The sequence below is a fragment of the Micromonospora sp. CA-111912 genome (assembly GCF_050948415.1).
Taxonomy (GTDB): Bacteria; Actinomycetota; Actinomycetes; order Mycobacteriales; family Micromonosporaceae; genus Micromonospora.
In genome coordinates, this window is record NZ_CP192007.1 from 6113625 (window position 1) to 6133333 (window position 19709).

16 protein-coding genes and 1 pseudogene are annotated in these 19709 nt (G+C 73.8%); 12 read left to right on the plus strand and 5 right to left on the minus strand.

Translation table 11 applies throughout. The features are described 5' to 3' along the window. Positions 1-139 precede the first annotated feature (139 nt). The 7 genes and pseudogenes from ACQPZO_RS25630 (at position 140) to ACQPZO_RS25660 (ending at position 8077) form a co-directional block, all read left to right on the plus strand. Complete coding sequence (locus ACQPZO_RS25630) at positions 140-796, plus strand: hypothetical protein (protein ID WP_433351253.1); 657 nt, start codon at positions 140-142, stop codon at positions 794-796. Positions 797-980: 184 nt separating this feature from the next. Further along, positions 981-1919 carry an ABC transporter ATP-binding protein gene (locus ACQPZO_RS25635; protein ID WP_433344511.1) on the plus strand — a complete coding sequence of 313 codons (939 nt, stop codon included), beginning with the start codon at positions 981-983 and terminating at the stop codon, positions 1917-1919. Next, on the plus strand, positions 1916-2740 hold the full coding sequence (locus ACQPZO_RS25640; RefSeq protein ID WP_433344512.1) for an ABC transporter permease: 825 nt from the start codon (positions 1916-1918) through the stop codon (positions 2738-2740). Before ACQPZO_RS25635 ends, ACQPZO_RS25640 begins: the two co-directional genes overlap by 4 nt. Before the next feature lie 268 nt (positions 2741-3008). Further along, positions 3009-6770 carry a multifunctional oxoglutarate decarboxylase/oxoglutarate dehydrogenase thiamine pyrophosphate-binding subunit/dihydrolipoyllysine-residue succinyltransferase subunit gene (locus ACQPZO_RS25645; RefSeq protein ID WP_433344513.1) on the plus strand — a complete coding sequence of 1254 codons (3762 nt, stop codon included), beginning with the start codon at positions 3009-3011 and terminating at the stop codon, positions 6768-6770. Positions 6771-6888: 118 nt separating this feature from the next. After that, complete coding sequence (locus ACQPZO_RS25650) at positions 6889-7068, plus strand: DUF6104 family protein (protein WP_350886925.1); 180 nt, start codon at positions 6889-6891, stop codon at positions 7066-7068. A gap of 221 nt (positions 7069-7289) precedes the next feature. Then, positions 7290-7568 (plus strand): annotated as a pseudogene (locus tag ACQPZO_RS25655) (glycoside hydrolase family 6 protein); the annotation flags it as partial. Between the two features lie 71 nt (positions 7569-7639). Further along, positions 7640-8077 carry a glycoside hydrolase family 6 protein gene (locus ACQPZO_RS25660; RefSeq protein WP_433344514.1) on the plus strand — a complete coding sequence of 146 codons (438 nt, stop codon included), beginning with the start codon at positions 7640-7642 and terminating at the stop codon, positions 8075-8077. Between the two features lie 3 nt (positions 8078-8080). On the opposite strand, the gene ACQPZO_RS25665 is transcribed toward ACQPZO_RS25660, so the two are convergent. Both ACQPZO_RS25665 and ACQPZO_RS25670 read right to left on the minus strand, forming a co-directional pair. Further along, the gene (locus ACQPZO_RS25665) at positions 8081-10291 is read right to left on the minus strand and encodes a bifunctional polysaccharide deacetylase/glycosyltransferase family 2 protein (RefSeq protein WP_433344515.1); all 2211 of its coding nucleotides are present in this window, start codon (positions 10289-10291) and stop codon (positions 8081-8083) included. A 1-nt stretch (position 10292) separates the two neighbouring features. Then, on the minus strand, positions 10293-10946 hold the full coding sequence (locus ACQPZO_RS25670; RefSeq protein WP_433344516.1) for a hypothetical protein: 654 nt from the start codon (positions 10944-10946) through the stop codon (positions 10293-10295). Between the two features lie 124 nt (positions 10947-11070). Here ACQPZO_RS25670 and pta point away from each other — a divergent pair, with 124 nt between their 5' ends. Together pta and ACQPZO_RS25680 are read left to right on the plus strand one after the other, a co-directional pair. Then, on the plus strand, positions 11071-13140 hold the full coding sequence (pta, locus tag ACQPZO_RS25675; protein ID WP_433344517.1) for a phosphate acetyltransferase: 2070 nt from the start codon (positions 11071-11073) through the stop codon (positions 13138-13140). Continuing rightward, positions 13137-14255 (plus strand): acetate/propionate family kinase, encoded by a 1119-nt coding sequence (locus ACQPZO_RS25680; protein WP_433344518.1) that lies wholly within the window; start codon positions 13137-13139, stop codon positions 14253-14255. Before pta ends, ACQPZO_RS25680 begins: the two co-directional genes overlap by 4 nt. A 130-nt stretch (positions 14256-14385) precedes the next feature. Here the strand turns inward: ACQPZO_RS25680 and ACQPZO_RS25685 are convergent, their stop codons facing one another. Further along, a complete protein-coding gene (locus ACQPZO_RS25685) occupies positions 14386-14562 on the minus strand; it encodes a hypothetical protein (protein ID WP_433344519.1) in 177 nt (58 codons plus the stop codon). A gap of 187 nt (positions 14563-14749) precedes the next feature. Here ACQPZO_RS25685 and ACQPZO_RS25690 point away from each other — a divergent pair, with 187 nt between their 5' ends. From ACQPZO_RS25690 to ACQPZO_RS25700, 3 genes are all read left to right on the plus strand, one after another. Then, complete coding sequence (locus tag ACQPZO_RS25690; protein ID WP_433351254.1) at positions 14750-15610, plus strand: alpha/beta hydrolase family protein; 861 nt, start codon at positions 14750-14752, stop codon at positions 15608-15610. A 216-nt stretch (positions 15611-15826) separates the two neighbouring features. Then, positions 15827-16369, plus strand: a complete 543-nt coding sequence (locus tag ACQPZO_RS25695; protein ID WP_433344520.1) for a nucleotidyltransferase domain-containing protein — start codon at positions 15827-15829, stop codon at positions 16367-16369. Positions 16370-16433: 64 nt separating this feature from the next. Next, the gene (locus tag ACQPZO_RS25700; RefSeq protein ID WP_433344521.1) at positions 16434-17402 is read left to right on the plus strand and encodes an alpha/beta hydrolase family protein; all 969 of its coding nucleotides are present in this window, start codon (positions 16434-16436) and stop codon (positions 17400-17402) included. A 69-nt stretch (positions 17403-17471) separates the two neighbouring features. Here ACQPZO_RS25700 and ACQPZO_RS25705 read toward each other — a convergent pair whose 3' ends face one another. Together ACQPZO_RS25705 and ACQPZO_RS25710 are read right to left on the minus strand one after the other, a co-directional pair. After that, positions 17472-18434 (minus strand): zinc-binding dehydrogenase, encoded by a 963-nt coding sequence (locus tag ACQPZO_RS25705; RefSeq protein WP_433351256.1) that lies wholly within the window; start codon positions 18432-18434, stop codon positions 17472-17474. A gap of 75 nt (positions 18435-18509) precedes the next feature. Continuing rightward, positions 18510-19688 carry an NAD(P)-dependent malic enzyme gene (locus tag ACQPZO_RS25710; protein WP_433344522.1) on the minus strand — a complete coding sequence of 393 codons (1179 nt, stop codon included), beginning with the start codon at positions 19686-19688 and terminating at the stop codon, positions 18510-18512. Positions 19689-19709 lie beyond the last annotated feature (21 nt).

Below are 19709 nucleotides of genomic sequence, written 5' to 3' on the forward strand. Positions count from 1 at the left end.
CGTAACGCGATACATCGCGACTGAACAAGACTGTCGCGTGTCGGGAAGGCGTCCGATGGACGCCACCGGGCGATCGGCCCGGACCGGGATGAGAGGGTGGTCCACGTCACCGGAGACGCCAGGAGGACCGTCCATGACAGTGATCATCCCGGCGCGGTTCAACGGTCCGCCCGGCTCGGGCAACGGCGGCTGGACCGCCGCCGCTCTCGCCGCCGCCACCGAGCACGACGGGCCGGTCGAGGTGACGCTGCGGCAGCCGCCGCCGCTGGAGACCCCGCTGACCGTGGCCGGCGGGGAGGTCCGCGACCCCGGTGGCCGGCTGATCGCCGAGGTGCGCCCGGCCGGGGACGCCCCGGAGGCGGTGCCGCCGGTGGACCTCGGCACGGCGCGGGCCGCCGCGGCGGCGTACCCCGGGCTGAGAGAACATCCCTTCCCCGGCTGCTACGTCTGCGGGCCGGACCGGGTCGACGGCCTGCGGATCTTCCCCGGCCGGCTGCCGGACGGGCGGACGGCCGCGCCGTTCACCGCCCCGGCCGAGGTCACCCCCGCGACGGTCTGGGCGGCGCTGGACTGCTCCGGGGGCTGGGCCGTGATCGGCCCCGGCCGCCCGTACGTGCTCGGCCGGATCGCCGCCGTGCTGGACGCGCTGCCGGTCCCGGGCGACGAGTGTGTGGTCACCGGCGTGGCGGACGACACCCGGGGGCGCAAGGCGCTGGTCCGCACCGCCCTGTACGGCCCCGACGGCCGCCTGCTGGGCCGCGCCCGGGCCACCTGGATCGCGCTGCCCGGGGCGTGACCGGCGGGGGCGGGGCGGGCGGCCTCGTCCCTGGGGAGGATGCCCTCCTGCCTGAGACGGAGTCGGGTGTAGGTGTCGCGCCTGATTGACCTGGTTGCGCCGTCTTGCCACGCTGTGCGACGGCGCATCCGCAACAGCGCCGCACACGTCGGCGCGTCCACGCGCCACGCACGGGAGGAGAACGATGTCTGACGGGCAGCGAAGCCCCACCATCGGCAGCGGTCAGATCGTGGTGTCCGGCCTTACGAAGCAGTACAAGAACGTCCGGGCGGTCGACAATCTGTCGTTCACGGTCGCATCGGGGCGGGTGACCGGCTTCCTCGGCCCGAACGGCGCCGGCAAGACCACGACGCTGCGCATGCTGCTGAACCTGGTCACCCCGAGCAGCGGCGGCGCGACCATCGGCGGCCAGCGGTACGTCGACCTGGCCGACCCGCTGCGCCACGTCGGCGCGGTGCTGGAGGCGTCCAGCGCGCACAAGGGCCGCACCGGGATCAACCACCTGCGGGTGATCTGCGCGGCGGCCGGGCTGCCGAAGCAGCGGGCCGACGAGGTCCTCGCCCTGGTCGGGTTGACCCCGGCGGCGAAGCGCAAGTTCAAGGGCTACTCACTGGGCATGAAGCAGCGCCTCGGCATCGCCGCCGCGATGCTCGGCGACCCCCGGGTGCTGATCCTCGACGAGCCGGCGAACGGGCTCGACCCCGAGGGCATCCGGTGGATGCGCGGTTTCCTCAAGGGCCTGGCCCACGAGGGCCGTACGGTGCTGGTCTCCAGTCACCTGCTGTCGGAGATGCAGCTGCTCGCCGACGACGTGGTGATCATCGCGGCCGGCAAGCTGATCCGGCAGGGGCCGGTCGAGCAGGTGCTCGGCTCGATGACCCAGGGCGGCCAGGTGCGGGTGCGTACCCCGCAGGCCGACGAGTTGGTCGCGGCGCTGCGCGAGCAGTCCGCGACGGTGGAGACCGGCGAGCACGGCGTGCTCCTGGTCGGCGGGTTGGACGCCCCGGCCATCGGCCGGGTCGCCCTGGCCGCGAAGGTGGAGCTGCACGAACTGACCCCGGAGCGACCCGACCTGGAGCGGGTCTTCCTGGAGCTGACGGCCGGAAAGGCGGGCATCCGATGAACCTCGTCCGATCCGAGCTGCTCAAGATCCGGACCACCAGCACCTGGTGGATCTTCGGGCTCATCTCGCTACCGCTGTGGGCCCTCGCCCTGCTGTTCAACTGGTTGCAGACCGACGCGCTGGCCAGCGGGGGCTTCGAAGACGTGCCGGCCGAGCAGGCCGACCAGATCCAGGCCGTGCAGTCGGTGGACAGCATGGCCGCCAACATCTACACCAACGGCCAGTTCTTCGGGCTGCTGATCGTGATGCTGCTCGGCATCATCGTGGTGACCAGCGAGTTCTTCCATCAGACGGTGACCACCACGTTCCTCACGGTGCCGCACCGCACGGCGGTCATGGTGGCCAAGCTGATCGCCGGGGCCGTGCTCGCGATGCTGTTCTGGCTGGTCACCACCGTGCTCAACCTGGTGTTCGGGGCGCTGGTCCTGAACAGCGTGGACGTCGGCGCCCAGTTCGGCAGCGGCGCGGTCTGGCGGGCGATCGGGCTGAACGCGCTGGCGTACCTGCTCTGGTCGGTGCTGGGGGTCGGGATCGGGGTGCTGATCCGCAGCCAGATCGGCGCGACGGTCACCGGCATCCTGCTCTACCTGGGCGGCTCGATCGGGGCCGTCGCCGTGCTGGCCCTCCTGGCCGACCGGTACGGCGAGTGGATCAACAAGCTCCAGGTGGTGGTGCCCTCGCTGGCGTCGTCGCTGATGGTCAGCGGGGTCGAGATCCCGGGCAACCCGCCCCGCTGGGCGGGGGCCGCAGTGCTGATCGGGTACGCCGTGCTGGCCGGCCTGATCGGCGCCCTCACCATCCGGCGGCGGGACATCTCCTGACGCCTACGGTCGACGCGGCGACCCGGCCCCGGGGCGTGATCACTGGATCACGCACCGGGGACCGGGCCCGTTCCAACCGGCGGTCAGCTGGACACGCGGCGTCGACCAAACTCTGCATCTTCTGTGAAACGGACCACGCGCCGGAGCCGGAAATGCCTAGCGTGTTCCTACGGCGTAGCCTGGGGGCCGTCTCCCGTCCACCCGCGTACCGGGCAACGGCTGACACCGCGTGACACACAAACCCGCGTGAAAGAGGCGATTACCGGCCGTGTCGACCCAGCAGACTTCGCAGGAGAACCCACTGGCGGGTTTCGGCCCGAACGAGTGGATCGTCGAGGAGATGTACCAGCGCTACCTCGCCGACCCAAGCAGCGTCGATTCGGCCTGGCATGACTTCTTCGCCGACTATCGGCCGGCCCCCGGCGCCGCCACACCCCGCCCCGACGGCAAGGCCGACAAGGCGGCTGCCGCCGCGCCGGAGCCCGCCGGGCAACAGGAGGCCGCCGCCGCCGTCGCCCAGCCGGTGGCGAAGGCCGAGCCGGCCGCGCCGAAGGCGGAGCCGGCCGCGAAGCCCGCCGCGCAGCCGGCCCCGGCGAAGGCCGCGCCCGCAAAGCCCGCCCCGGCCGCGAAGCCCGCCGCGCCCGCCAAGGCCGCCCCGGCGAAGCCGGCCGTCTCCGGCCCGCAGACCACTCCGCTGCGCGGCGTCGCCGCGAAGATCGTCCAGAACATGGACGCCTCGCTGAGCGTGCCGACCGCGACGAGCGTGCGGGCCGTCCCGGCCAAGCTGCTGGTGGACAACCGCATCGTGATCAACAACCACCTCGCCCGCGGGCGGGGTGGCAAGGCCAGCTTCACCCACCTGATCGGGTACGCGATGGTCCGGGCGCTCGTCGAGCACCCGGAGATGAACAACTCCTTCGCCGAGGTCAACGGCAAGCCGGCGATGGTCCGCCCCGAGCACGTCAACCTGGGCATCGCGATCGACCTGGCCAAGCCCGACGGCTCCCGCAACCTCGTGGTCCCGTCGATCAAGGGCTGCGAGCGGATGGACTTCCGGCAGTTCTGGCAGGCGTACGAGGACGTGGTCCGTCGCGCCCGCCGCAACGAGCTGACCATGGACGACTACTCCGGCACCACGATCTCGCTGACCAACCCGGGCGGCATCGGCACGGTGCACTCGATCCCGCGCCTGATGGCCGGGCAGAGCGCCATCATCGGCGTCGGCGCCATGGAGTACCCGGCGCCGTACCAGGGGATGAGCGAGGCCACCCTGGCCGAGCTGGCCGTCAGCAAGATCATCACCCTGACCAGCACGTACGACCACCGGATCATCCAGGGCGCGCAGTCCGGCGAGTTCCTCAAGGTCATGCACGAGCTGCTGCTCGGCGAGCACGCCTTCTACGACCAGATCTTCACCTCGCTGCGCATCCCGTACGAGCCGGTGCGCTGGATGCGGGACGTCGCGGTCGACTCCGAGGGCCAGATCAACAAGACCGCGCGGGTGCACGAGCTGATCCACGCGTACCGGGTGCGCGGCCACCTGATGGCCGACACCGACCCGCTGGAATTCAAGATCCGCAAGCACCCGGACCTGGACGTGCTCCAGCACGGGCTGACCCTGTGGGACCTCGACCGGGTCTTCCCGGTCAACGGCTTCGCCGGCAAGCAGCGGATGAAGCTGCGGAGCATCCTCGGCGTGCTGCGCGACTCGTACTGCCGCCGGGTCGGCGTGGAGTACATGCACATCCAGGACCCGGAGGAGCGGCGCTGGATCCAGGAGCGGATCGAGCGCAAGTACGAGAAGCCCAGCACCGACGAGCAGAAGCACGTGCTCAACCGGCTCAACGCCGCCGAGGCGTTCGAGACCTTCCTGCAGACCAAGTACGTCGGCCAGAAGCGCTTCTCGCTGGAGGGCGGCGAGTCGCTGATCCCGCTGCTCGGCGAGGTGCTGGAGTCCTCCGCCGAGGCGGGGCTCGACGAGGTCGTCATCGGCATGGCCCACCGCGGCCGGCTCAACGTGCTGGCCAACATCGTCGGCAAGCCGTACGAGAAGATCTTCTCGGAGTTCGAGGGGCACCTCGACCCGCGCTCCACCCAGGGCTCGGGCGACGTGAAGTACCACCTCGGCCAGAACGGCAAGTTCACCACCCCGGACGGCGAGCACGCCGTCAAGGTGTCGGTGGTGGCGAACCCGTCGCACCTGGAGGCCGTCGACCCGGTGCTGGAGGGCATCGTCCGGGCCAAGCAGGACCGGATCGACCTCAAGCTGGAGGGGTACACGGTGCTGCCGCTGGCGGTGCACGGTGACGCCGCCTTCGCCGGCCAGGGCGTGGTCGCCGAGACGCTCAACCTGTCACAGCTGCGCGGCTACCGCACCGGCGGCACGGTGCACGTGGTGGTCAACAACCAGGTCGGCTTCACCACCGCACCGGAGCACTCCCGGTCCAGCCTCTACAGCACCGACGTGGCCCGGATGATCGAGGCGCCGATCCTGCACGTCAACGGCGACGACCCCGAGGCCGTGGTCCGGGTCGCCCGGCTGGCGTTCGAGTACCGGCAGGCGTTCAACAAGGACGTCGTGATCGACATGGTCTGCTACCGCCGGCGCGGGCACAACGAGGGCGACGACCCGTCGATGTCCAACCCGCAGATGTACAAGATCATCGACTCGAAGCGGTCGGTCCGGAAGCTCTACACCGAGGAGCTGATCGGCCGGGGCGACATCACCGTGGAGGACGCGGAGGAGCTGCTGCGCGACTACCAGTCGCAGCTGGAGCGGGTCTTCAAGGCCACCCGGGACGCCGCCTCGGCGCCGAAGCAGCCGGCCCGGCAGCGCCGCGAGGACGAGCCGGAGCCGCAGGTGGAGACCGCCACCAGCGTCGACGTGGTCAAGGCGGTCGGCGACGCCCACGTCAACCTGCCGGAGGGCTTCACCCCGCACAAGCGGATCCAGCAGCTGCTCGACCGGCGGGCCAAGATGTCCGTCGAGGGCAACATCGACTGGGGCTTCGGCGAGATCATCGCCCTCGGCGCGCTGCTGCACGACGGGGTCACCGTCCGGCTCGCCGGGCAGGACTCGCGCCGTGGCACGTTCGTGCAGCGGCACGCGTCCGTGGTGGACGCCAAGACCGGCGCCGACCACCTGCCGCTGCAGTCGCTCACCGCCGACGGCGAGCGGTCCCGGTTCTTCGTGCACGACTCGCTGCTCAGCGAGTACGCGGCGATGGGCTTCGAGTACGGCTACTCGGTGGAGAACATCAACGCGCTGGTCGCCTGGGAGGCCCAGTTCGGCGACTTCGTCAACGGCGCCCAGTCGGTGATCGACGAGTTCATCTCCTCCGGCGAGGTGAAGTGGGGCCAGCGCTCCGCGGTCACCCTGCTGCTGCCGCACGGCCACGAGGGCCAGGGCCCGGACCACACCTCCGGCCGCCCGGAACGGTTCCTCCAGCTCTGCGCCGAGGACAACATGCGGGTGGCCATCCCGACCACCCCGGCGAGCTACTTCCACCTGCTGCGCCGCCAGGCGCTGTCGCCCAAGCGCAAGCCGCTGGTGGTGTTCACGCCGAAGTCGCTGCTGCGGCACAAGCTCTGCGTCTCCCCGGTCGAGGACTTCACCACCGGCACCTTCCAACCGGTGCTGCGCGACACCGCCGCTCCGGCACCGGAGCAGGTGAAGCGGGTGCTGCTCTGCTCGGGCAAGGTCTACTACGACCTGTTCCAGGCCCGGGCCGACCGGGGCGTCACCGACACCGCGATCATCCGGATGGAGCAGCTCTACCCGCTGCCCGTCGAGGAGATCCGGGCCGCCCTGGCGCAGTACCCGAACGCCGAGGACTACGCCTGGGTGCAGGAGGAGCCGGCCAACCAGGGCGCGTGGAGCTTCGTCGCGCTCAACCTGCTGGAGCACCTGAGCGAGATCCGGCTGCGCCGCATCTCCCGCCCGGCCGCCGCCGCCCCCGCGGTCGGCTCGGCCAAGATGCACGAGGTCGAGCAGAACGCGCTGATCGAGGCGGCCCTGCCCCGCCCGTGACCTGACCGCACCGCGCGCAGCGGGGCAGCGACCGTCACCACGACGGGCCGCTGCCCCGCTCGCGTCGGCGGACCACCCGACCCGGCCGCCGGCCGGGCCCAGGAATGAGGACGTACGGATGTACTTCACCGACCGCGGGATCGAGGAACTGGTCGAGCGCCGGGGCGAGGAGTCGGTCAGCATGGAGTGGCTCGGCGAGCGGCTGCGCGACTTCGTCGACCTGAACCCCGAGTTCGAGACGCCGATCGAGCGGTTCGCCACCTGGCTGGCCCGCCTGGACGACGAGGACGAGGACTGAGCCGCCGAAGGGCCGGGGCGGCGGCCGGCGTCACCCTGGCGCTGCTGCTCGCCGGCTGCGGCACCGACCCCGCGCCCCCGGCCGGGCCGGACGGCGACGGCGGGGCCGCGCCGGCGGCCCTGCCGCCCGTCTTCTACGTCGACCCGGCGAACCCGGCCGGCGCGCAGGCGGACCGCTGGGCGGCTCAGGGGCGCACCGCCGACGCCGAGGCGCTGCGCGCGATCGCCGGTCGGCCGAGCGCGAAGTGGCTCACCGGCAACCCGGCGGTCCGCGCCGAGGTGGACGCCTTCCTGACGGCGGCGGCCGTCGCCGGGCAGACGCCGGTGCTGGTGGTGCACAACGTGCCGGACCGCGACTGCGCCCGGCGCGGGGCCGGCGGCGCCGGGGACGCGGCGGACTACCAGCGCTGGATCCGGGACCTCGCGGCCGGGGTGGCCGGCCGGCCGGTCACCGTGATCCTAGAACCCGGCGCGGTCCCGGACGCCGTGGCCGGCTGCGTGCCCGACGTCGCCGGCCGGCTCGCGCTGCTGCGGGACGCGGTGGCCGTGCTGGCAGCACCGGCAACGCCCGGGTGTACCTCGACGCCGGGCATCCCGGCTGGATCACCGACGTCGACCGGCTCGCCGCGGCGCTGCGCCGGGCCGGGATCGCCGACGCGGCCGGCTTCGCCCTCAACGTGGCGAACTTCGTCGGCACCGAGGAGAACGTCCGCTACGGTCACCGGCTCTCCGACGCGCTCGGCGGGGCGACCCGGTTCGTCGTCGACACCAGCCGCAACGGCAACGGCCCGCACCCGGGCCGTACCGTGGGCGGCGCGCCGAGCTGGTGCAACCCACCGGGCCGGGCGCTCGGCGAGGAGCCCACGGCCGACCCCGGCCCGGACCGGGTGGACGCCCTGCTCTGGGTCAAGTTCCCGGGCGAGTCCGACGACGCCTGCCGGCCCGGCGAGCCGGACAGCGGCGTCTGGTGGCCCGAGTACGCCCTCGACCTGGCCCGCCGCGCCCGCTGACCGTCAGCCGTTCCCGGCGCGGACGGTCGGGCGCAGGCCGGTGCGGCGCAGCTTCTGCCAGCCCAGCCGGCCGCCGGTCAGCGCGGTGACCACCGACTGGATCATCACCAGGTACATCAGCTGCCGGTAGACGAACTGCTGTAACGGCAGCACCCAGAGCACGCCCAGCTTCTCCCGGTCCAGCCGGAACGCCACCACCGCGGTGAGGAACTGCACCGCCAGCATGGCCAGCCAGGCCACCACCGTCGCGGTCCGGTCGAGGAAGAACAGGCCGTACAGGGCGAGCAGGTCGATCACCGGCGCCAGCAGCGGCAGCAGCACCCCGAACAGGCTCAGGAACAGCAGGCAACGGCGGCTGAACCGGCCGGACGCGCCGTGGTCGAGCAGCGAGCGGCGGTGCTTCCACATCGCCTGCATGGTGCCGTAGCTCCACCGGTAGCGCTGCTTCCACAGCTGCCCCATCGTCGCCGGGGCCTCGGTCCACGCCCGGGCCCTCTCCTCGTACACCACCTTCCAGCCGGCCCGGCCCAGGGCCATGGTGATGTCGGTGTCCTCGGCCAGGGTGTCGTCGGTCATCCCGCCGGCGTACACGAGGGCCTGCCGGCGGAACCCGCCGATCGCGCCGGGCACCGTCGACATGCACCGCAGGGTCTCGTAGAGGCGGCGGTCGAGGTTGAACCCGATGACGTACTCGATGTGCTGCCACTTGGCGATCAGGCTGTCCCGGTTGCCCACCTTCACGTTGCCCGCGACCGCGCCCACCTGCGGGTCGGCGAACGGCTGGACCAGCCGGCGCACGGCGTCCGGCTCGAAGACGGTGTCGCCGTCGACCAGCACCAGCAACTCGTGGCGGGCCAGCGCCACGCCGGTGTTCAACGCGCTCGGCTTGCCGCCGTTCGGCTTGCGCACGACCCGGACGTTCGGCAGGCCGAGCCCCTCGGCGATGTCGGCGGTCCCGTCCGTCGAGCCGTCGTCGACCACGACGACCTCGATGCCCCCGGGGTGGTCGCCGGTGGCCAGCGACCGGACCGCCGCCGCGATCCCCTCCTTCTCGTTGTACGCGGGGACGATCACCGACACCGGCTCGGTCACCGGCGGTCCCCAGGTCCAGTCCCGGGCCCGGCGGCGCCGGGCGTGCCGCCCGGCGAGCAGGAGCAGCAGGACGGTTCGCCCGACGGTGAGCACGCCGACGAGCACGAAGAGCACGCCGAACAGGGTGAGCGTGCGGTCGGCGCCCTGCACCGCCCAGACCAGCATCCGGCCCTGCCACCGTTCCGCCCCGGACGCGACCGGGTTCCCGGTCACCTGGTGGTCGACCCCGGCCGCGGCCAGTGTCAGGTTCAGCCCCTCGGTCGCGGTGGTGAACCGGTAGCCGCGTTCCTTCATCAGCGGGATGAAACGGTCCAGGGCTGCGACGGTCTGGGCCCGGTCCCCGCCGGCGTCGTGCCACAGGCTGATCGCGCCCGAATAGCCGGCCGGCGTGGCGTTGGCGACCGTGGCGTCCACCCCGGGCAGCGCCCAGTCCCGACTGTCGGTGTCGTTGAGCACGGTGAGGTAGCCCAGCTCGCCGGCCTCGGTGACCAGCGGCCAGTCCCGGTCGTCGATCGCGTCGGCGTGCGAGGAGTACGGGAACCGCATCAGCGAGGATCGGACCCCGGCCGCGCCGGCGAGCGCGAGCTGGGTCTGGGCGTACTCCATCCGTCGACGCCAGCCGGGCAGCGTCGTCAGGTCGGGATGGGTGAAGGTGTGCACGCCGACCTCGTGCCCGCCGGCGACCAACTCCCGCACCAACTCGGGGTGCCGGGCGGCCTGCGACCCGACCACGAAGAAGGTGCCCTTCACCTGGTGGGCGTCGAGGACCCGCAGCACCTCGCGGGTCCACTTCGGGTCGGGACCGTCGTCGAAGGTGAGCGCGACGGTGCGTGCGGGCAGTCGGTAGGAGCGGTTCTGGCCGTCGGCGGCGTTGATGATCGGGCCGCCGTTGACCACTTCGGCGGGCACCCGGTCCTGGCCGTCGTCGTGCTGCGCGCGGTCGGGGACGAAGGCGGCGTTCGCGTACGCCCCGACGACGAGCACGCCGGCCAGGACGACGAACAGGACGCCCAGCAGGGCCCAGCTCGGCGGCGGCGCGGACCGGCGGGCCCGCCGGGTGCGGCGGGTGCGGCGGGCCGGCGGCGGGGGCCGACCGGTGGACGGGTTGGCGGCTGTCCGCACGCTACTCGCCCTGTTCCGGTAGGCCCGGTGGGTCGACGACCGGGGGCGGGACGGCCGTGGGCGGCGCGGTGCTGGGCGGCACGGTCGTCGGAGGCGCGGTGGTGCCCGGGGGCGACGCCGCGCTCCGGCTGGGACTCGGGCTGCCGGCCGACGGGGACGACGGCCGGGGCGAGGACGTGGCGGCGGGCGCGCTCCGGGTCGCCGTGGCACGGGTCGGGCCGGGGGTCGGCGTGGTGGGTTTCGCGGTCGTCGGGGTGGGGGCGGGGGCCGGGGCGGCTGGCGGCACGGGCGCTTTCCAGGGGCGCTGCGTCGACTCGACGAAGGGCAGCACGTTCTCCGGGCGCACCGGCCCACCGGCGAAGCTCACCCCGACCAGCGCGGTGTACGCGAGCCCGGCCAGCCCGGCGACGTACGCGATCCGCCGCAGCCGGGTCCCGCGCCGCCCGCTCGGGTCGACGAAGACCGGCGGCAGGTCGGGAACCGCGGCCAGGAGGGCCGTCGGACCGTCGGTGACGGCCGGCACCACGACCGTCGGACCGTCCGTCACGGAGAGTGGAACCGTCGGACCGTCGGTCACGGGCCGCACGACGGCCGGCTGCTCGGTCGGCTGCTCGGGCAGGGGCGAGGGCGGGACGATGGTCCGACGGTCGGTCACGAGTGGCGAGTCTAGGAGCGAGGAAAACTGAAGTGCCTGGTCAGAGGCCTGAGTGAGACGAGGATCCCCCAAGGTCGGAGAGGGGACGGCGGCACCGCAGGCAGCGATCTTGTAGCGTGGAGGCGTGGCCCGGAGCGTGTATCTGACCAGTGTGGGTTCCGGCGGGGGGAAGTCGACCATCGCGCTCGGCCTCGCCGAACTCCTTTCCCGACAGGTCGAGCGGATCGGCGCGTTCCGGCCCCTGGTCGCCGGGCGGGGCCCCGACCCGATCCTCACCCTGCTCACCGACCGCTACCGGATCGACCTGCCGATGGCCGACCTGCACGGCGCCACCTACGCGGAGGCCACCGAGCTGGTCGCCGACGGCCGACGCGAGGAGCTGATCTCCCGGCTCGTCGAGCGGTACCGGGACGTCGAACGGCGCTGCCCGGCGATGGTGGTGGTGGGCAGCGACTTCGCCGACGGCGGGGACGGCGCGGGCCCCCGCGAGCTGGCCTTCAACGCCCGGCTGGCCACCGAGTTCGGCAGCGTGGTGGTGCCGGTGATCGACGGCTTCGGGCAGGAGCCGGAGGCGATCGCGGCAGCCGCGCGCGGGGCGTACCACGACCTGGAGGACCTGGGCGCGACGGTGCTGGCGGTGATCGCCAACCGGGTGCCGGGGGCGATGACGATGCCCGAGCTGCCCGTCCCCGCGTACGCCATCCCGGAGGTGCCGACCGTGTCGGCGCCGACGGTGGCCGAGGTGGCAGCGGCGCTCGGTGCCACCCTGCTGGCCGGCGACGACGCCGCGCTCGGCCGCGACGTGTTGGACTACGTGGTCGGCGCGGCACACGTGCCGACGCTGCTCGACCACCTGACCGAGGGCGCGCTGGTGATCACCCCGGGTGACCGGGCGGATCTGCTGGTGGCGGCGTGCGCCGCGCACGTGGCCGGCCAGGTCTCCGTAGCCGGGGTGGTGCTCACCCTCGGGGAGCGGCCCGACCCCAGGGCGATGCGCCTGGTCGAGGGGCTGAACACCGGCCTCGCGGTGCTGTCGGTGCCCAGCGACAGCTACGACACGGTGGCCGCGTCCAGCCGGATCGAGGGGCGGCCAAGCGTCGCGAACCCGCGCAAGGTGGAGGCCGCGCTCGGCGCGTTCGAGGCCAACGTCGACACCGACGACCTGGCCCGCCGGCTGCGGGTCAGCCGCTCCGAGCGGGTCACCCCGCTGATGTTCGAGTACGACCTGATCGACCGGGCCCGGGCCACCCGCCGGCACCTGGTGCTGCCCGAGGGCACGGAGGAGCGGATCCTGCGCGCGGCGGAGATCCTGCTGCGCCGGGGCGTGGTCGACCTGACGCTGCTCGGCCGCACCGACGACGTCGCCCGGCGCACCCGGGAGCTCGGCATCGACATCACCGGGGCGACCGTGGTCGACCCGGCGGCCAGCGAGTGGCGCGACGAGTTCGCCGAGGCGTACGCGAAGCTGCGCGCCCACCGGGGCATGACCGCCGAGCTGGCGCACGACGTGGTCGCCCAGCCGAACTACTTCGGCACGATGATGGTGCACACCGGGCACGCCGACGGGATGGTCTCCGGGGCCACCCACACCACCGCCGCGACCATCCGCCCCGCCTTCGAGATCATCCGCACGGTGCCCGGGCTCTCGGTGGCCTCCAGCGTCTTCTTCATGCTGCTCGCCGACCGGGTGCTGGTGTACGGCGACTGCGCGGTGAACCCCGACCCGGACGCCGCCCAGCTCGCCGACATCGCCATCTCCTCGGCCGACACCGCCGCCCGGTTCGGCATCGAGCCGCGGGTGGCGATGCTGTCGTACTCGACCGGGGACTCCGGGGCGGGGGCGGACGTGGAGAAGGTCGCGGCGGCCACCCGGCTGGTCCGCGAGCGCCGCCCCGAGCTGCTGGTAGAGGGCCCGATCCAGTACGACGCGGCGATCGACCCGAAGGTCGCGGCCACCAAGCTGCCCGACAGCGCGGTCGCCGGGCGGTCCACGGTGTTCATCTTCCCGGACCTGAACACGGGCAACAACACGTACAAGGCGGTGCAGCGCTCGGCCGGAGCGGTGGCCGTCGGCCCGGTGATGCAGGGCCTGCGCCGGCCCGTCAACGACCTGTCCCGGGGCGCCACCGTTCCGGACATCGTCAACACCGTCGCGATCACCGCCATCCAGGCCGCCGCCGGGGAGTCGTCATGAGTCGGGTGCTCGTCCTCAACTGCGGCTCGTCGTCGGTCAAGTACCGGCTGTACGACGGCGACGAGGTGCGCGCCTCCGGGACGGTGGAGCGGGTCGGCGAGCCGGAGGGCGGCCCGGCCGACCACGAGACGGCGGTCCGGGAGATCCTCGGCCGGCTGGACCTGGCCGGGCTGGTCGCGGTCGGGCACCGGGTGGTGCACGGCGGGCGGCGCTTCGCCGAGCCGGTGCTCATCGACGACGCGGTGTTCGCGGCGATCGAGGAACTCGTGCCGCTCGCCCCGCTGCACAACCCGGCGAACCTGGCCGGCATCCGGGTGGCCCGCGAGGCGCTGCCCGGCGTGCCACAGGTCGCCGTCTTCGACACCGCGTTCCACCACACCCTGCCCGAGGCCGCCGCGACCTACGCGATCGACCGGGACACCGCCCAGCGGTACGACATCCGCCGGTACGGCTTCCACGGCACCTCGCACGCGTACGTCTCCCGGCGCACCGCCGAGCTGCTGGGCCGGCCGTACGAGGAGCTGAACACGATCACCCTGCACCTGGGCAACGGGGCGAGCGCCTGCGCCGTGCAGGGCGGGCGCAGCGTGGCCACCTCGATGGGGATGTCCCCGCTGGAGGGCCTGGTGATGGGCACCCGCAGCGGCGACCTCGACCCGACGATCATCTTCCACCTGCGCCGGGAGGCCGGGATGGGGGTGGACGAGATCGACGACCTGCTCAACCACCGCAGCGGCCTGCTCGGCCTGACCGGGGTCAACGACATGCGCGAGGTGCTGTCCCGCCGCGACGCCGGGGACCCGGCCGCCGCGCTCGCCTTCGACGTCTACCGCCGCCGGATCACCGGGTACGTCGGGGCGTACTACGCCCTGCTCGGGCGGGTGGACGCGGTCACCTTCACCGCCGGGGTGGGCGAGCACGCCGCGGCGGTGCGGACCGCCGCGCTGGCCGGACTGGACCGGCTCGGCATCGCCGTCGACCCGGGGCGCAACGCCGGCAGCGGTGACCGGGTGATCTCCCCGGACGGCGCGGAGGTCGCCGTCTGCGTGATCGGCACCGACGAGGAGCGCGAGATCGCCCGGGAGACCCGCGCGGTGGTCGAAACGACCCACTGACCCCGACCGGCCAGGCCCAGCCTCCGCTGGACCGGCTCGCTTGAGATCGGCTCGCTCAAGGCCGCTCGAGGCCGGCTCGCTTGAGGCCGGCTCGTTTGAGGCCGCTTGAGGCCGGCTCGCTTCAGGCCGGTCAGGCCAGGGCAAGCCAGGCGACCAGGGCCACCAGCACCACTGCGACGGCTGCGGCGCCGACGGCCAGGGGCGCCCGGGACGCTGCCGTGGTGGTCGGGGCGCCGGCCTCCGGGGCATGGGCGAACGCCCGGAACTGCTCTGTGTTGCCGCTCGGGTCCAGGTACTTGTCAGACATGGGCCAGACCATAGCCAAGGTGGTCCGGCCGAACCGCCCCCACGCGGGCGAAACGCCGCAGGACCGCCCGATGGGGGGAGCCGCCCCTCCGGGTGGCTTCGCCGACCGATCCGGACGGCGGGGCCGCGCCGGTCCCGGGCCGCCTAACGTAGGTGGCGTGGGGGTTCGACGGCTGGTCGCCGTGCTGATGACGGCGCTGCTGGCCGGCTGCGGCCCGGCCACCGCCGCCGCTGGCGGCGGGGAACCGCCCGCCCGGTCCGCGCCCGCCGGGGCGTACCCGGTCGGGATGCGGACGTTCACGCTCGACCCGGCCGGCGCACGCCCACTGCCGGTGACCGTCTGGTATCCGGCCGGCCCCGGCGGGGTCGCCCGGGGCCGGTTCCCGGTCGTCGTGTTCAGTCACGGGCTGCACAGTCTCCCCGAGCTGCACGCCCCGCTGACCACCCGGTGGGCCGCCGCCGGGTTCGTGGTGGCCGCTCCGGCGTACCCGCACACCCGGCGCGGTGCGGTCCGGTTCACCCGGGCGGACGTGCGCAACCAGCCGGCCGACGGCTGGCGGCTGATCCGACACCTGGTCCGCCTCGACACCCGCCGGGGCGACCCGCTCGCCGGCCACCTGGACGTCGCCCGGTTCGCCGCGGCCGGGCACTCGGCGGGCGGTTTCACCACCGCCGGGATGCTCACCTCCGGGCACTCCCCCCGGCTGCGGGCGGGCGTCGTGATCGCCGGGGGCGGCCTGGCCGGCGCGTTCGCCGGTCCCGCCGCACCGGTGCTGTTCGTGCACGGCAGCGCCGACCCGGTGGTGCCGGTGACCGTCGGCCGGGCCGCGTACGCCCGGACGCCCGGCCCGGCCGCGTTCCTCACCGTCACCGGCCAGGGCCACGGCGCGTACCTGACCCCCGGCCACCCTGGATTCCCCCAGGCCCTCGCCGTCACCACGGACTTCCTCCGCTGGACCCTCTACGGCGACCCCACCGCCCTCCACCGCCTCCCCACCCTCGCCCGCTCCCCCGACACCACCTGGCTCTCCCGCCTCCCCACCCCCTGACCCACCCACCGCCCCACCCACCCGCAGCCCCGCCTCGCCCGCGATCTTGCAGTTGGGGCCCCGGCATTTAGGGCCGAGGGTGCATTTCCCGGGCCCTAAGTGCAAGATCGCGGCGAGCGGGAGCAGGGTGGGAGCGGGAGCGGGGGCAGGGTGGGAGCGGGAGCGGGGGCAGGGTGGGGTGGGGCGACGGGAGGGGTGGGTGTGGAGGGGCGGCAGGTGAGGGCTATCGGCGAGGTGCTGGAGGTGGCGCTGGAGGGTGGGATGGGGGTGTGGCTGCGGGGTGGGTGGGCGATGGACTTCCACCTCGGCGAGGTGACCCGGCCGCACCTCGACGTCGACTGGTACTGCTGGCGCGACGACGTCGACCGGCTGTCCGCCGCGCTGCTCGGGCGGGGCTGGCGGGTGGATCCCCGGGTGCCCGTCGACACGCAGCTCGACCTGCTGCGGAACGACGTCGAGCTGAGCTTCGCGTACCTGGCTCGGGACGCGTCGGGGCGGGTGGTCGTGGGCGGCGGGCCCTGGGCGGGGACGCCGCTGCCGGAAGGCATGCTCGACGGGCCGCCCGGCCGGATCGGCGACCTGACCGCGCCGATCATCTCCGTGGCCGCCCAGATCGAGTTCAAGGAGATGTACCCGATCTGGATGCCGCAGCGGCCCCGTCGCGCGAAGGACGTCGTCGACATCGCCCGCCTCCGCGCCGCCGCCACGCGCCCGGCGGGACCGACCGGCCCGGCGGCCCCGCCCCCGCACCCCGGGTGATCGTCCGCTCGCCTGCGTTGCGATGCCGGCCGACGGCCCCGCTCCGCGAGGCACAATCGGGTTCATGCCCCGCCGTCGCACCGCCGGCCTGCTGGCCGCCGCCCTGCTCGCCGCAGTCCTGAGCGGCTGCTCGGGCGACGCCGGGCCGGCCGGGCGCGGCGTTGATCCGGTGGTGCCGCCGAAGGCCACCACCCCGGCGCCGAGCGTGCCCGCCGGCACCGCGCCGAGCGGGTCCTTCGCGGTCGGCGTACGCCAGCTCAAGCTCAACCGCGGCGGCGACCGGCCGCTGCCGGTGACCATCTGGTACCCGGCCCGGGGCGCAGCCGGCGGGACGCCCGACCGGTCCACGCCCGCCGCCACCGGCCGGTTCCCCGTGGTGATGTTCAGCCACGGCCTCAACGGCCGGCCGGACGACTACGCCACCCTGCTCGCCCGGTGGGCGGCGGCCGGTCTCGTGGTGGCCGCGCCGGCCTTCCCGCACACCGCCCGGGGCGGCGACGGCAACGTGCTGGACGTGCTCAACCAGCCCGCCGACGTGTCGTACGCGCTGACCCGGGTGCTCGCCCTGGACGCGAAGGCGGGCGACCCGCTGCGCGGCCGGCTCGCCACCGACCGGGTGGCCGCGGCGGGGCACTCGGCCGGCGGGGTGACCACGATCGGCCTGTTCACCGCCGGGCGGGACGACCGGCTGGACGCCGGGGTGGTCTTCGCCGGCACCGCCCTGGGCGTGGGCACGGCGTTCGCCGGGGCCGCCGCGCCGCAGCTGTTCGTGCACGGCGAGGCCGACGAGGTGGTCGGCTACGCGTCGGGCCGGGCGGCGTACGACAGGGTGCCCTGGCCCAAGGCGATGCTGAGCCTGCCGAAGGGCGACCACGGCCGCGCCCTGCTCACCGACGGCGCGGCCCTGCGGGTGGTCTCGGACACCACCGTCGAGTTTCTCCGCTGGACCCTGTACGGCGACGCGGCGGCCAGGGGCCGGCTGCCGGCCGAGGCCGTCCGGGGTGGCCTCGCCACCCTCGACGACCGGCTGTGAGGCCCCTGCTGGCTGCGAGGCCAGTCGTTCGCCCCCGGGTGCCCGGGCCCGTCCCGGCCGGAGGGCCGATCAGGCCGTGTGGTCGATGACGATCTTGCCGAAGACGTCGCCCGAGTGCAGTCGGGCGAAGGCGTCCTCGACCCGGCTGAACGGCACCACGCTGTCCACCACCGGGCGCACGTCGTGCTCGGCACAGAAGGCCAGCAGCTCGGTCAGCTCGCCCGGGGTGCCCATCGAGGTGCCGAGGATCTCCAGTTGCATGGCGAAGACCCGGCGCAGGTTGACCTTCGGCTCGTGCCCGGCGGTCGCCCCGGAGACCACGATCCGGGCCATCGGCGCGGCCGACTTCAGCGAGTGGTCGAAGGTGGCCGCCCCGACCGTCTCGACCACCACGTCGACCCGCTCCGGGAGCCGGGCGCCGGGCTCCAGCGCGGTCGCCCCCAGTTCGGTGATCCGTTCCCGCTTGCCGGGGTGGCGGCTGGTCGCGTACACCCGCTTGCCGAGCGCGACGGCGAGCGCGACGGCCGCCGTGGCGACGCCGCCGCCCGCGCCCTGGACCAGCACCGACTCGGCGTCCTCCACCCGGCCCTTGGTGGTCAGCATCCGCCAGGCGGTGAGCCACGCGGTGGGCAGGCAGGCGGCGTCCGTCGCGGACACGCCGCCCGGCAGGGGCAGCAGGTTCATCCGGGGTACGGCCACCCGCTCGGCGAGGGTCCCCTGAAAGTGCTCGGAGAGGATGGAAATGCCGCGCGGGTCGTCCGGGTCGGCGACCAGCGGGTAGACCACGACCTCGTTGCCGTCCGGGTCGGTGCCGACGGCGTCGCAGCCGAGGATCATCGGCAGCCGGTCCGCGCCGAGCCCCACCCCGCGCAGCGACCACAGGTCGTGGTGGTTGAGCGAGCTGGCCCGCAGCTGCACGGTGACCCAGTCGTCCTCGGGGTGGATCGGCTCGGGACGCTCGCCGACGGTCAGCACGGAGAGCGGATTGTCGGCGTCGAAGCTCGACGCGAAGGCGGCACGCATGATCCGCACCGTAGCAAGGAGCGGGGGTGTCAAGAAGGGCCCCTTCTCAGACCGGACGGCGGCGAAGGGGCCCGTCGTCCCGTCTCAGGCGCGGGCGACGCCGTCGCGGCGGGCGGCCTCGGCGACGGCCTCGGCCACCGCGGGGGCGACCCGCGGGTCCAGCGGGGACGGCACGATCGCGTCGGCGGTCAGCGCCTCGGCGACCACGCCGGCGATCGCGTCGGCGGCGGCCACCTTCATCCCCTCGGTGATCCGGGTGGCCCGGGCGTCCAGCGCGCCCCGGAACACCCCGGGGAAGGCCAGCACGTTGTTGATCTGGTTGGGGTAGTCGCTGCGGCCGGTCGCGACCACCGCGACGTGCCGGGCGGCCACCTCGGGGTGCACCTCGGGGGTCGGGTTGGCCAGCGCGAAGACGATGCCGCCGGGCGCCATTGCGGCCACCGCCTCCTCCGGGATCTGCCCGCCGGAGACGCCGATCAGCACGTCCGCGCCGCGCAGGGCCTCGGTGACGTCGCCCCGGCGGCCCGCGGCGTTGGTGTCGGCCGCGAGGGCGGCCTTGGTGCCGGTGAGCTCGGTCCGGTGCCGGCCGATGATCCCCTTCGAGTCGCAGACCACCACCCGCGCCGGGTCCACTCCCCCGGCGATCAGCATCCGGGTCACCGCCACCCCGGCCGCGCCCGCGCCGCTGACCGTCACCCGAAGGTCGCCGAGCTTGCGGTTGAGCAGGGTCGCCGCGTTGCGCAGCGCGGCGAGAACGACGATCGCGGTGCCGTGCTGGTCGTCGTGGAAGACCGGGATGGGCAGCGCCTCGTCGAGCCGGCGCTCCACCTCGAAGCAACGCGGCGCGCTGATGTCCTCCAGGTTGATCCCGCCGAACGAGGGGGCCAGGGCCTTCACCACCGCGACGATCTCGTCCACGTCCTGGGTGTCCAGGCAGATGGGCACCGCGTCCACGCCGCCGAACTGCTTGAACAGCACCGCCTTGCCCTCCATCACCGGCAGCGCCGCGCGCGGGCCGATGTTGCCCAGCCCGAGCACGGCCGATCCGTCGGTGACGACCGCGACGGTGTGCCCCACCCAGGTGTAGTCGTCAACCAGGGCCGGGTCGGCGGCGATCGCCTCGCACACCCGGGCCACCCCGGGGGTGTACGCGAGGGAGAGGTCCTCCCGGCTGGTCAGCGGGACGGTGGAGGCGACGGCCATCTTGCCGCCGGCGTGCAGTCGGAAGACGGGATCGGCGGGATCCACGATGGACGAAGACATGGTGACTCCAGGATCTGTCGA

Bases quoted from the DNA above. Each gene is read 5' to 3' on its own strand.
- ACQPZO_RS25635 (WP_433344511.1), top strand. From the start codon at position 981: ATGTCTGACGGGCAGCGAAGCCCCACCATCGGCAGCGGTCAGATCGTG.
- ACQPZO_RS25640 (WP_433344512.1), top strand. From the start codon at position 1,916: ATGAACCTCGTCCGATCCGAGCTGCTCAAGATCCGGACCACCAGCACC.
- ACQPZO_RS25650 (WP_350886925.1), top strand. From the start codon at position 6,889: ATGTACTTCACCGACCGCGGGATCGAGGAACTGGTCGAGCGCCGGGGC.
- ACQPZO_RS25680 (WP_433344518.1), top strand. From the start codon at position 13,137: ATGAGTCGGGTGCTCGTCCTCAACTGCGGCTCGTCGTCGGTCAAGTAC.
- ACQPZO_RS25685 (WP_433344519.1), bottom strand. From the start codon at position 14,562: ATGTCTGACAAGTACCTGGACCCGAGCGGCAACACAGAGCAGTTCCGG.
- ACQPZO_RS25690 (WP_433351254.1), top strand. From the start codon at position 14,750: ATGACGGCGCTGCTGGCCGGCTGCGGCCCGGCCACCGCCGCCGCTGGC.
- ACQPZO_RS25700 (WP_433344521.1), top strand. From the start codon at position 16,434: ATGCCCCGCCGTCGCACCGCCGGCCTGCTGGCCGCCGCCCTGCTCGCC.
- ACQPZO_RS25710 (WP_433344522.1), bottom strand. From the start codon at position 19,688: ATGTCTTCGTCCATCGTGGATCCCGCCGATCCCGTCTTCCGACTGCAC.